Here is a 12222-nt window from a genome sequence, read left to right on the forward strand (position 1 = left end):
GGAGTGGACGCGTGAATTCGTGATCGACGACGAGGAGAGCGATCGGGTCGACGAGCAGGAGACCGCGCAGGCGGAGCTCCAGGCATCGGCCGAGGTCGGAGAGACGGCTGCCGAGGCGGAGCACGCCGAGCCGACGGTGGATGCGGCGCCCGAGCCGCGCATCCAGTCACTCCCGATGGTCAAGGCGCTGAACGCCGGTCTGCGACGCGCGCTCGCCGACGACCCGCGCGTCATCCTGATGGGCGAGGACATCGGCCCGCTGGGCGGCGTCTTCCGCGTCACCGAGGGGCTGCAGAAGGAGTTCGGACCGCAGCGGGTGATGGACACACCGCTCGCAGAGGCCGGCATCATCGGAACCGCGATCGGACTCGCGATGCGCGGATACCGTCCGGTCGTCGAGATCCAGTTCAACGGCTTCGTCTTCCCCGGCTTCGACCAGATCACGACGCAGCTCGCGAAGATGACCAACCGCCACAGCGGCCGCATCCCCTTCCCCGTCGTCATCCGCATCCCCCACGGCGGACACATCGGGGCCGTCGAGCACCACCAGGAGGCTCCGGAGGCGTACTTCGCGCACACCGCAGGTCTGCGCGTGGTCGCCCCGTCCACACCGCACGACGCCTACTGGATGATCCAGGAGGCGATCCGCTCCGACGACCCCGTCGTCTTCTTCGAACCGATGAGCCGCTACTGGCCGAAGGGCGAGGTCGACCTGGTCGAGAACCCGACGCCGCTGCACGCCAGCCGGGTCGTCCGAACCGGAACGGACGCGACCGTCGTCGCGTGGGCAGGCATGGTGAGCGTCGCCCTGCGCGCCGCCGAGCTCGCCGCCGAGGAGGGCCGCAGCCTCGAGGTCGTCGACCTCCGCTCGCTCTCCCCCGTCGACTACGGCCCGGTGATCGCATCCGTGCAGAAGACCGGGCGGCTGATCATCGCGCAGGAGGCGCCGAGCAACGTCTCGGTGGGCTCCGAGGTCGCGGCGACCGTCGCCGAGAAGGCCTTCTATTCGCTGGAGGCGCCCGTTATGCGCGTCGCCGGCTTCGACGTCCCGTTCCCGCCGGCGAAGCTCGAGGAGCTGTACCTCCCCGACGCCGACCGCATCCTCGAGGCCGTCGACCGGGCGCTCGCCTACTGACGCCTGGCGCATACATCGGCGGCGCTGCCCGCCGCGAGACCGACAGAGAGAAGTCGCACATGAGCGAGTCCCAGTTCCTCCTGCCCGATGTGGGCGAGGGCCTGACCGAGGCGGAGATCGTCTCGTGGAAGGTGACCCCGGGCGAGCAGGTCGCGGTCAATCAGGTGATCGTCGAGATCGAGACCGCGAAGTCGCTCGTCGAGCTGCCGTCGCCGTTCGAGGGAACGGTCGGCGAACTCCTCGTCTCCGAAGGCCAGACCGTCGAGGTCGGCACCCCGATCTTCACGGTGACGGCCGGCGGGGAGTCTGCCGAGGCGCCCGTCCGTGAGCCGGAGCCCGCCGAGGAGCTCGCGGCCGACACCGCCGCGAGCGTCTCGCACGAAGAGGAGCCGAAGGCCGGTGCCGTGCTGGTCGGCTACGGCTCCGCCGGGCATGGATCGAGCCGTCGCCGCCGCGTCACGCACCCCGGCACGGCGTCCCTGCCGGTGGCCTTCTCCGGATCCGTCGCACAGCAGGCGGCGGCGCCCACCGCTCCGGCGGCTCCCGCCCCGTCGGCTCCCGCCCCGTCGGCTACGGCTGCGCAGACCGCCCCGGCCGCGACCTCCCCGGCCTCGGCACCCGCCGCGCCTGCACCCCGCCCAGCACCTGCGGCACACACCGCTCCGACGCCGCACGCCGGCGGCTCGGTGATCGCCAAGCCCCCCGTCCGCAAGCTCGCCAAGGACCTGGGCGTCGACATCACCGTCGTCACTCCGACCGGCCCTGTCGGCGACGTCACCCGCGACGACGTGCTGCGCGAGGCGTCGCAGGTCACGGTCTTCCGCAACATCCAGACGCCGGAGTGGCCGGACGACCGCGAGGAGCGCATCCCGGTCAAGGGCGTCCGCAAGGCGATCGCCAACGCGATGACGTCGAGCGCGTTCAGCGCCCCGCACGTCAGCCTCTTCGTCGACGTGGATGCCACCCGCACCATGGAGTTCGTCAAGCGGCTCAAGAACTCGACCGACTTCGCCGGCATCAAGGTGTCTCCGCTGCTGATCATGGCGAAGGCCATCATCTGGGCCGTCCGCCGCAACCCCACCGTCAACTCGGCGTGGACGGACGAGGAGATCATCGTCCGCCACTACGTGAACCTCGGGATCGCCGCGGCGACCCCCCGCGGCCTCATCGTGCCGAACATCAAGGAGGCGCAGGGCATGACGCTGCTGGAGCTGGCTCGAGCCCTCGAGCAGCTGACCCTCACCGCCCGCGACGGCAAGACGCCGCCGGCAGACATGAACGGCGGCACGATCACCATCACGAACATCGGCGTGTTCGGGATGGACACCGGCACGCCCATCCTGAACCCGGGCGAGGTCGGCATCGTCGCCCTCGGAACGATCAAGCAGAAGCCCTGGGTGGTCGACGGCGAGGTCCGCCCGCGCTTCGTCACCACACTGGGCGCGTCGTTCGACCACCGTGTCGTCGACGGGGATGTGGCATCGCGCTTCCTGGCGGACGTCGCGTCGATCATCGAAGAGCCTGCGCTGCTCCTCGACTGAATTTGACAATCATTTTCAATAAGCCGTAATGTGAGCCGGTGCCCGCGACCGCGGGCATCCACTTCTTCACGTCGTTCGCGACTTAGACAGGCTCACCCATGAAGACGCGTTCTCTCGTCTCCGCCCTCACCGCGGCCGCCATCGCCCTGACCCTGGCCGGCTGCTCCTCCTCGTCGTCGGCCGGCTCCGACGACAGCACCGTCCGCGTCGTCGCCAGCACCGATGTATACGGCGACATCGCGACCACCATCGGCGGCGACGCCGTGCACGTCACCTCGCTGATGACCGACCCCGCGCAGGATCCGCACTCCTTCGAGGCGAGCGCCCAGAACCAGCTCGCGGTGTCGAAGGCCGACGTCGTCATCGAGAACGGCGGCGGCTACGACGACTACATGCAGAACCTCGTGAAGGGCGCGACGAACAGCGGCGTCAAGGTGCTCAACGTCGTCGATCTCTCGGGCAAGAAGCCCGTCGACGGCGAACTCAACGAACACGTCTGGTACGACTTCCCCACGGTGCAGAAGTTCGCCGATGCGCTCACCGCCGCCCTGTCCGCCGCGGACCCGTCGCAGAAGGCGACCTTCGAGAGGAACGCCTCGGCATTCGGCGAGAAGCTGTCGGCACTCGAGGCCACCGAGGCGCAGCTGAAGTCGACCTACGCGGGCGAAGGCGTGGCCATCACCGAACCTGTGCCGCTGTACCTGCTCGATGCCATCGGGCTGGTCAACAAGACCCCCGAGAAGTTCAGCGAGGCCATCGAGGAGGAGAACGACGTCTCCCCCATCGTGCTGAAGGACACCCTGCAGCTGTTCAGCGGTCACCAGGTGAAGCTCCTCGCCTACAACGAGCAGACCACCGGCGCCGAGACCGAGAAGGTCCTCGCTGCGGCCAAGGCGGCCGGCATCCCGGTCGTCCCGGTCACCGAGACCCTGCCAGAGGGCATGCACTACATCGGGTGGATGAGCGGCAACCTCGACGCCGTGAAGGGTGCGCTGGCGAAGTGACCGAACCGCTCGAACGCGTGCCCGTCCCCGACTCGCGGGACGTGGTGCTCCGGCTGCGCGATGCGTCGCTCGGCTTCGGCGACCGCACCCTCTGGAGCGGTCTCGACCTCGACGTGCACGCGGGCGAGTTCGTCGCGGTGCTCGGGCCGAACGGCTCCGGCAAGACCAGCCTGTTGCGGACCATCCTCGGGCAGCAGCACCTCGACAGCGGAGAGATCGCCTTCGAGGGGCACCCGGTACGCCGGGGCGACCGACGGATCGGCTACATCCCGCAGCAGAAGCTCATCCCGGCGGGCACGCCCATGCGCGCCCGCGACCTCGTCGCCCTCGGCGTCAACGGTCACCGCTGGGGGCTGCCGCTCCCCCGCCGCTCCGACCGCGAGCAGGTCGACCGGCTGATCGACTCCGTCGGCGCGCGCCGCTACGCCGACACGGCGGTCGGCTCGCTGTCCGGCGGCGAGCAGCAGCGACTGCGTGTGGCGCAGGCGCTCGCCGGCGACCCGGCCCTGCTGCTCTGCGACGAGCCGCTGCTGTCGCTCGACCTCCAGCACCAGCGCGGCGTGAGCGAGCTCATCGACCGCCGGCGCCGCGACCACGGGAGCGCCGTCGTCTTCGTGACCCACGACGTGAACCCGGTGCTCGGGATGGTGGACCGCGTCCTGTACCTGGCCGGCGGCCGCTTCCGCACGGGCACACCGGACGAGGTGCTCCGCAGCGACGTGCTGACCGACCTGTACGGGACGCCGGTGGATGTCATCCGCAGCCGCGGCAGGATCGTGGTCGTCGGCATCCCGGACGCCGAGACGCACGACCACCACATCCACACCCGCACCGAGCACCCGGAGCCGGCGGCATGATGCACCTCGACATCTGGCAGCAGCTGTTCGACTTCAGCGACTACGGCGAGCTGCTGCTGCTCGTGAAGAACTCGATCTTCGCTGGAGCGATCCTCGGTATCGTCGGCGGTCTGATCGGCGTGTTCGTGATGCAGCGGGACATGGCGTTCGCGGTGCACGGCATCAGCGAGCTGTCGTTCGCCGGAGCGGCGATCGCCCTGCTGTTCGGCGTCAACGTCGTGGCTGGGTCGCTCGCCGGATCGCTGGTCGCGGCCGTCCTGATCGGTCTCCTCGGGGCGAAAGCCCGCGACCGCAACTCGATCATCGCCGTGCTGATGCCCTTCGGGCTCGGCCTCGGCATCCTGGCGCTCGCGCTCTATCCCGGTCGCAGCGCGTACAAGTTCGGGCTGCTCACCGGGCAGATCGTGTCGGTCGACGATCCGCAGCTCGGCTGGCTGCTGATCATCGGCGCGATCGTGCTGGTCGCGCTGCTGCTGATGTGGCGCCCGCTGACCTTCGACAGCCTGGATGCGGACGTCGCCGCCTCACGCGGCGTCCCGACCCGTTTCGTCGCCCTGGCCTTCATGGTGCTGCTCGGCCTTGCGGTCGCGGTGTCCGTCCAGATCGTCGGCGCGCTGCTCGTGCTCTCGCTGCTGGTCACACCCGCCGCGGCCGCGATGCGCATCTCGTCGTCGCCCCTCGGCGTGCCGGTGCTCAGCGTGCTGTTCGCTCTGGTCTCGGTGGTGGGCGGCATCCTGCTCGCCCTGGGCAGCGCGCTCCCCATCAGCCCGTACGTGACGACCATCTCGTTCCTGATCTACGTCGTCTGCCGCATCGTTGGCGGTCGGCGTGTGCGCCGCCGCGGTGCGGCGACGACTTCTCGGCGACTCGTGAGCCAGGCGGGCTAGCCTGGGATGGTGAAGCGGAACACCTGGCAGCGGGAGGCCGTCCGCGAGGCTCTGACCTCGACGGAGGGCTTCATCAGCGCGCAGGGGCTGCACCTGAGCCTGCACGAGGCGGGCTCGCCCATCGGCCTGGCCACCGTGTACCGCGCGCTCGCCGACCTTGCGGCCGAAGGCGACGCCGACTCGCTCCAGTCGCCCGAGGGCGAGAGCCTGTACCGCGCCTGCACCACCGGCCACCATCACCACCTGATCTGCCGCAACTGCGGGCTGACGGTGGAGATCGAGGCGGACGCGGTCGAGCAGTGGGCGCGGCAGGCCGCCGCGGCCCACGGATTCACGCAGGCACAGCACGTCGTCGATGTCTTCGGGCTGTGCGCCGCGTGCACGGCCAAGAGCGATTTGGCCGGCACCGCGTCCATGCCGTAGCATGGATGTTTGGCTGAGTGGGCTCCTCCCGCTCAGATCGTATGCGAAACCCCCATCACGAAGACGACGGGGAAGTCGTATGCCGACAAGTGACCTTGGGTGGTGCCGACCGGTACCACGGTATTGGAGAAGAAAGCAATGGCAGCAGTGTGCCAGGTGACTGGAGCCGTTCCCGGCTTCGGTCACAACATCTCGCACTCGCACCGTCGCACGAAGCGCCGGTTCGACCCGAACATCCAGAAGAAGACGTACTACGTGCCGTCGCTTCGCCGTAACGTCACCCTGACGCTGAGCGCCAAGGGCATCAAGGTCATCGATGCCCGTGGCATCGAGTCCGTGGTCAAGGACCTCCTGGCCCGTGGGGAGAAGATCTAAGCATGGCGAAGCAGCAGGACGTCCGTCCGATCATCAAGCTCCGTTCGACGGCGGGCACCGGGTACACCTACGTGACCCGCAAGAACCGCCGCAACGACCCCGACCGACTCGTGCTCAAGAAGTACGACCCCGTAGTGCGCAAGCACGTCGACTTCCGAGAGGAGCGCTAAACATGGCCAAGAAGTCAAAGATCGCCAAGAACGAGCAGCGCAAGGTCATCGTCGAGCGCTACGCCGCGAAGCGTGCCGAGCTGAAGAAGGCTCTCGTCGACCCGAACGGCTCCGACGAGTCCCGTGAGGCCGCTCGCCTGGGCCTGCAGAAGCTGCCCCGCGACGCCTCCCCGATCCGCGTGCGCAACCGCGACGCGGTCGACGGCCGTCCGCGCGGAAACCTCAGCAAGTTCGGCATCTCGCGTGTCCGTTTCCGTGACATGGCGCACCGCGGCGAGCTGCCCGGCATCACCAAGTCGAGCTGGTAAGCCAGCGCGACGACGCACCTCGAGGGGCGTCCGGCTTCGGCCGGGCGCCCCTTTGCCGTACCCGAATGGATGCCCGAAGCTGCGCATCCGGTCCGATGTCGGCGAAAGAGGACGAAGTTCCGCGTGTTTCCGCGGGTTTCTGATACATTCAAGGCGGTCAACCGACCAAACGTTACGGCCCTCAGTGGCCTCAACCGTTCCACAAGATAGCTGTAGATCCAGCACAAGGTCCGAGGAGGACACTCAATGGCTGACAACCTGAACAAGACCGAGCTCGTTGCTGCCGTCGCTGCGGCGTCGGGTCAGAGCCAGGCCACCGTCTCGAGCGTCGTCGACGCGTTCTTCAGCACCATCAGCGAGACCGTCGCCAAGGGTGGCAAGGTCACCATCCCCGGCTGGCTCGCCGCCGAGCGCAGCGAGACCGCTGCCCGCACCGGCCGCAACCCGCAGACCGGCGAGGAGATCTCCATCCCGGCCGGCCACCGCGTCAAGCTGACCGCGGGCTCGAAGCTCAAGGCTGCCGTCAAGTAGTCCTTCCCAGCTTTGCCTGAGGGCGGCGCCGCATCGTGCGGCGCCGCCCTCGTCGTATCTCCGGCGGGCATACGGGCGAACAGGCTGTGGGCGGCCGTCCAGGGCGGGGGACGTAGGCTGGACAGGTGCCTCGAATCCTCCGTGTGATCGGCCCTGCCGCGCTGCTCGTCGCAGCCGTGGCGGCGATGATCGCCGCCCTCGCGTTCGGCGGAGGAGCGAACGCGCCGCTGCTCGCGGACCCGGGTGCGCTCGTGCGCTGGGGACTGCCCGCGGCGACCCTGGTGGTCAACCTCAGCCTGGCGGGCACGGTGGGCGCCCTGGTCCTGGCCTGCTTCGCGTTCAGCCCGGATCGCGACGAGTACGGCAACGCCCTCGATTTCGCCGCCGGCAGCGCCGCGGTGATGACGGTCGCGTCCGCCGCGACGGGACTGTTCACCTTCGTCAGCGTGTCGAACGTGCCCTGGTCGTTCGACGCGACCTTCAGCAATGGGCTCAGCTCGTTCATCACCAGCGTTTCGCTGGGCCAGGCGTGGCTCGGGATCACCCTCATCGCCGCGGCCGTCACGGTGCTGTGCTTCGCGGTTCGCAACCAGACGGCGATCGTCTTCGTCACCCTGCTGGCCATGGCGACCGTCGTGCCGATGGCGCAGCAGGGCCACAGCGCGGAGGCAGCCGGTCACGACGCCGCGGTGACGTCGTTCGGGCTCCACGTGCTGTTCGCGGCGATCTGGCTGGGCGGCCTGGTGACGCTCATCGTGGTGAAGCAGCGGCTGGGCAACGGACGACTCGTCACCGTCCTGGAGCGGTACTCGACCGTCGCGCTGATCTGCTTCGTGGTCGTCGCCGCGTCCGGATATGTCAACGCCGAGCTCCGCGTCGGGACCCTGGCGGAGCTGGCGACGCCGTACGGCATCCTCGTGCTGGTCAAGGTCGCCGCGCTCGTCGTGCTCGGCCTGTTCGGCCTCACGCAGCGGCGGTACCTGATCGGTCGGCTCAAGCAGTCCGGCGAGCCGCGGAGCTTCTGGTGGATCGTCGTGGCCGAGCTGGCGTTCATGGGCATCGCGTCCGGCGTCGCCGCAGCGCTCGCCCGCACGGTCACGCCCGTCCCGGAGACGCGTGCGGCCACCCCGACGCCCGCCGAGATCCTCACCGGAGAGAAGCTGCCTCCCGCTCTCACCTGGGACCGGCTGTTCACCTCGTGGAACTTCGACCTGCTGTGGGTGCTGGCCTGCGCCTTCGGCCTGTTCCTCTACTTCGCCGGGGTCTGGCGGTTGCGCAAACGCGGCGACGCGTGGCCGATCTACCGCACGGTGCTGTGGACGCTGGGCATCGTCCTGCTGTTCTACATCACCAACGGCGGCGTCAACGTCTACGAGAAGTACCTGTTCTCGGCCCACATGTCGGCGCACATGGTGCTGACGATGGGGGTGCCCCTGCTGCTCGTCCCCGGTGCGCCGATCACCCTGGCGGCGCGGGCGATCCGGAAGCGTCGCGACGGCTCGCGCGGCGGCCGGGAGTGGCTGCTCCTCGCCGTGCACTCGCGTTTCGCGGGTGTGATCTCCAACCCGATCGTCGCGGCGATCCTGTTCGCCGGGTCGCTCTGGGTCTTCTACTACACGCCTGTCTTCCGCTGGGCGACGACCGACCACATCGGGCACGAGTGGATGATCGTCCACTTCCTGATCACTGGCTACCTCTTCGTGCAGTCGCTGATCGGGATCGACCCGGTCAAGTACCGCCTCCCGTACCCGTTCCGACTGCTCCTGCTGCTGCTCACGATGGCGTTCCACGCGTTCTTCGGGCTCTCGATCATGCAGATGCACGGACTGCTGCTGGCCGATTGGTTCGGGGCCATGGGCCGAACCTGGGGGGACTCCCCGCTCGTCGACCAGCAGGCCGGCGGCGGCATCGCGTGGAGCATCGGCGAGATCCCCACGGTGATCCTCGCCATCGTCGTGGCGATCCAGTGGAGCCGCAGTGACGAGCGCGAGACGAAGCGGCGCGACCGCAACGCGGATCGCACGGGCGAGGCCGAACTGAGGGCGTACAACGAGCGGCTGGCGCGCATGGCCGACCGCGACCGCGTCTCCCGCTGACCCGTTGCTCGAAGACGGCCCGGGCTGGGGTCGGCGCTCGCGCTCAGGGCTCCTGCGCGACGACGATGTCGAGCGAGCCGTCCGAGCGGATGGTGACACTGCTGAGACTCATCGCGAACGGCTCCGGATCGCTGCGCGGGGTCACCGTTCCGTCGAACAGCGACTGGACGGTCACGTCGAGGTGCGCGACGCCGACCATCCGGCCGGTGGCCCATCCCGTGTCCCCTGCCTGCAGCCGGACGTCGGGGTAGGTGTCGATCGACCAGGAGGGGTCGCCCTGCACCCGGTCGTCGATCTCGACGCCGAAGGGGCACCCGGCGGGTTGCAGCACGTGCTGCTCGGCGCAGCGGTCGAGGAAGCCGTCGACCTGCTTCTGCACCGCGGAGGTGAACGCGGGGGTGGGCTGCGCATCCACCGTGGTCTCGGTGATCCGGCCGGGCGAGGCGGATGCGGCGACGGGCGTGGCGCGGACGTAGCGCGAGCTGTGGCTCAGTTCGAGGGGCGCGAGCGGCAGCACGAGGTAGTCGGCGGAGACGGTGAAGGCGTCGGCGGGCTGATCGGGCGATGCGGCGCGCGGGTTCACGGTGTGGCGGCCGACGGTGAAGGTGGAGGCGTGCGCGACGGTGATGCGCGCGACGCCGACGGGCGAGGTCGCGAACGACCAGGTGGGCAGAATCCCGAGCACAGCTCCCGTCTGACGGACGCGGAACGTCGCCGACACGGGGTCGCCGTTCGCGACGGCCCGCACGACGACGGTGTGGACGCCGTCCGCTCCGGTCGTGTCGGAGGTGACGGCGATATCGCGCACGGCCGGCAGGATGTCGGAGCGCAGGAGCTCGCGGGAGGCGCCCACCGGGAGCCGCGCGGCGTCCAGGGCCGAGGAGGTCGGGTTGGCTCCCGGCATGGCGAGAGCTGTGGACACGTCATGGGAGGCGATCGACTCCGCGAACGCCGTGACGAAACCGGTCGGGCTGTAATACGCGCGCTGCACTGCGCCGAAGCCCGCAAGCACAGCGGCGACCAGGAGGACGCCGACACCCGACCAGATCAGGACGGCGCGTCGGTGCGCGTGCGCATCCCCCACAGCCATGAGGCCATCCTAGGGTCCTGTGGATGAGCGGCTCCGGGGAGCTGCGCCGGGTTAGAGTAGTCCGGCAGGTCGGGCGACACGGAAGGGGCGGGGATGGGCCGGCTTTCCCTCTCGCCGGAGCAGCAGGCGGTGTTCGAGCTCATCGAGCACACCCGCGAGCATGTCTTCGTGACCGGCCGTGCCGGCACAGGCAAGTCGACGCTTCTCAACCACCTCTCGTGGAACACCGAGAAGTCGCTCGTCATCGCGGCACCGACGGGTGTCGCCGCGCTCAATGTCGGCGGCCAGACCATCCACTCGCTGTTCCGGCTGCCGATCGGCGTCATCGCCGACCACGCCATCGACCAGAGCGCCGAGCTGCGCAAGCTGCTGAACAGCATCGACACGCTCGTCATCGACGAGGTCTCGATGGTGAACGCCGACCTGATGGATGCGGTGGATCGCAGCCTGCGCCAGGCACGTCAGCGGGCGGGCGAGCCGTTCGGCGGCGTCCAGGTCGTGCTGTTCGGCGATCCGTACCAGCTCGCCCCGGTTCCCGGCGACCGCGAGGAGCGCGCCTACTTCGCCGACACCTACCGCTCGATGTGGTTCTTCGACGCGCGCGTCTGGCAGGAGACCGATCTGCGCATCGTCGAGCTGCTGCAGGTGCACCGCCAGCACGAATCCGACTTCCGGTTCATGCTCAACGCCGTGCGCCACGGACAGGTCACCAAGGAGATCGCCGACCGGTTGAACGAGGTCGGCGCGCGCCCGGCCCCCGACGACGGCACCATCACCCTCGCCACCCGCAACGACACGGTCAACCGCATCAACGCGCAGGCGCTGGAGCGCCTCCCGGGCCGCGCTCTCACCGCGAAGGCGGAGGTCAGCGGTGACTTCGGCGGACGCAATTTCCCGGCCGACGAGTCGCTCGAGCTCAAGGTGGGCGCCCAGGTGATGTTCCTGCGCAACGACGTGGGCCAGGGCGACGGGCCGCGCTGGGTGAACGGCACCATCGGCACGGTCACGCGCATCGACTCCAACGTCTACGTGGATGTCGACGGCGAGGTGCACGAGGTCGAGCCGGCGATCTGGGAGAAGTTCAAGTACACCTGGTCGCCCGAGACGAAGAAGCTGACGAAGGACGTCGTGGCGGAGTTCACGCAGTTCCCGCTGCGGCTGGCGTGGGCCGTCACCATCCACAAGTCGCAGGGCAAGACCTACGACGCGGCGATCGTCGATCTCGGGACGCGCGCGTTCACCTCGGGGCAGACGTACGTCGCCCTGAGCAGGATCACGACGCTCGACGGGCTGTACCTCACGAGGCCGCTGCGGCCGAGCGACATCACCGTCGACCCGGATGTGGAGCGCTTCATGCGCGACGCCCGACCGGTGACGATCCCCGTCGCGGGCGCCCAGCAGGCCGGATGAGACGAGCGCTGACGATGCATCAGGAGAGGGGTCGAACGTGGCGGTGACCTTCGTGCTGGACTTCAGCGACGGACAGCACATCGAGACGAGCGGCAACGGCGTGATCGGGCGCAACCCGGCCGTCCACACGCCGGGGACGGAGATGGACGACCCCGGTCATGTGCAGCTGATCACGATCCAGGACGACGTGAAGTCGGTGTCGCGCGCGCATCTGGCGTTCGGTCAGTACGACGGCGTGTTCTGGGTGATGGACCTGGGCTCCGCCAACGGCACCACGATCACCTACCCGGGTGAAGGCACGTTCGCCTGCGATCCGAAGACGCGGCACGAGGTCGACCCGGGGTCGATCGTGCGGTTCGGCGCGGAGTCGTTCGCACTGACCCGCCGCTGACGCG

Annotated in this window: 14 protein-coding genes; 13 read left to right on the forward strand and 1 reads right to left on the reverse strand. The window is 69.1% G+C overall.

The features are described 5' to 3' along the window. The first annotated feature begins 175 nt into the window (after nucleotides 1-175). The 11 genes from BLR91_RS18195 to BLR91_RS18245 all read left to right on the forward strand — a co-directional run bounded on the left by BLR91_RS18195 (nucleotide 176) and on the right by BLR91_RS18245 (nucleotide 9327). The gene (locus tag BLR91_RS18195) at nucleotides 176-1135 is read left to right on the forward strand and encodes an alpha-ketoacid dehydrogenase subunit beta (RefSeq protein WP_172823288.1); all 960 of its coding nucleotides are present in this window, start codon (nucleotides 176-178) and stop codon (nucleotides 1133-1135) included. Between the two features lie 59 nt (nucleotides 1136-1194). Next, on the forward strand, nucleotides 1195-2676 hold the full coding sequence (locus BLR91_RS18200; protein ID WP_089879318.1) for a dihydrolipoamide acetyltransferase family protein: 1482 nt from the start codon (nucleotides 1195-1197) through the stop codon (nucleotides 2674-2676). A gap of 98 nt (nucleotides 2677-2774) precedes the next feature. Next, complete coding sequence (locus BLR91_RS18205) at nucleotides 2775-3680, forward strand: metal ABC transporter solute-binding protein, Zn/Mn family (protein WP_089879314.1); 906 nt, start codon at nucleotides 2775-2777, stop codon at nucleotides 3678-3680. Then, on the forward strand, nucleotides 3677-4537 hold the full coding sequence (locus BLR91_RS18210; RefSeq protein ID WP_089879311.1) for a metal ABC transporter ATP-binding protein: 861 nt from the start codon (nucleotides 3677-3679) through the stop codon (nucleotides 4535-4537). Before BLR91_RS18205 ends, BLR91_RS18210 begins: the two co-directional genes overlap by 4 nt. Then, nucleotides 4534-5424, forward strand: a complete 891-nt coding sequence (locus tag BLR91_RS18215; RefSeq protein WP_089879308.1) for a metal ABC transporter permease — start codon at nucleotides 4534-4536, stop codon at nucleotides 5422-5424. The genes BLR91_RS18210 and BLR91_RS18215 overlap by 4 nt, the downstream gene beginning before the upstream one ends. 6 nt (nucleotides 5425-5430) lie before the next feature. Then, entirely contained in the window at nucleotides 5431-5847 is a 417-nt protein-coding gene (locus BLR91_RS18220; protein ID WP_020076214.1) for a Fur family transcriptional regulator, read from the forward strand. Nucleotides 5848-5985: 138 nt separating this feature from the next. Continuing rightward, the gene (gene rpmB / locus BLR91_RS18225; protein ID WP_018188988.1) at nucleotides 5986-6222 is read left to right on the forward strand and encodes a 50S ribosomal protein L28; all 237 of its coding nucleotides are present in this window, start codon (nucleotides 5986-5988) and stop codon (nucleotides 6220-6222) included. Nucleotides 6223-6224: 2 nt separating this feature from the next. Further along, entirely contained in the window at nucleotides 6225-6392 is a 168-nt protein-coding gene (rpmG, locus tag BLR91_RS18230) for a 50S ribosomal protein L33 (protein WP_018188987.1), read from the forward strand. Nucleotides 6393-6394: 2 nt separating this feature from the next. Next, nucleotides 6395-6700: a 30S ribosomal protein S14 gene (gene rpsN / locus BLR91_RS18235; RefSeq protein ID WP_018188986.1), complete on the forward strand. Its 306-nt coding sequence runs from the start codon at nucleotides 6395-6397 to the stop codon at nucleotides 6698-6700. Nucleotides 6701-6946: 246 nt separating this feature from the next. After that, a complete protein-coding gene (locus tag BLR91_RS18240) occupies nucleotides 6947-7231 on the forward strand; it encodes an HU family DNA-binding protein (RefSeq protein ID WP_018188985.1) in 285 nt (94 codons plus the stop codon). Nucleotides 7232-7416: 185 nt separating this feature from the next. Continuing rightward, the gene (locus BLR91_RS18245) at nucleotides 7417-9327 is read left to right on the forward strand and encodes a cytochrome c oxidase assembly protein (RefSeq protein ID WP_442911258.1); all 1911 of its coding nucleotides are present in this window, start codon (nucleotides 7417-7419) and stop codon (nucleotides 9325-9327) included. 43 nt (nucleotides 9328-9370) lie between these two features. Here BLR91_RS18245 and BLR91_RS18250 read toward each other — a convergent pair whose 3' ends face one another. After that, the gene (locus BLR91_RS18250; protein WP_089879300.1) at nucleotides 9371-10417 is read right to left on the reverse strand and encodes a hypothetical protein; all 1047 of its coding nucleotides are present in this window, start codon (nucleotides 10415-10417) and stop codon (nucleotides 9371-9373) included. A gap of 93 nt (nucleotides 10418-10510) precedes the next feature. Here BLR91_RS18250 and BLR91_RS18255 point away from each other — a divergent pair, with 93 nt between their 5' ends. Together BLR91_RS18255 and BLR91_RS18260 are read left to right on the forward strand one after the other, a co-directional pair. Then, nucleotides 10511-11827, forward strand: a complete 1317-nt coding sequence (locus tag BLR91_RS18255) for an ATP-dependent DNA helicase (RefSeq protein WP_018188982.1) — start codon at nucleotides 10511-10513, stop codon at nucleotides 11825-11827. Between the two features lie 37 nt (nucleotides 11828-11864). Further along, nucleotides 11865-12218 carry an FHA domain-containing protein gene (locus BLR91_RS18260; RefSeq protein WP_018188981.1) on the forward strand — a complete coding sequence of 118 codons (354 nt, stop codon included), beginning with the start codon at nucleotides 11865-11867 and terminating at the stop codon, nucleotides 12216-12218. The last annotated feature ends 4 nt before the right edge of the window (nucleotides 12219-12222 follow it).

The sequence above is a fragment of the Leifsonia sp. 466MF genome, from assembly GCF_900100265.1.
Lineage (GTDB): Bacteria > Actinomycetota > Actinomycetes > Actinomycetales > Microbacteriaceae > Leifsonia.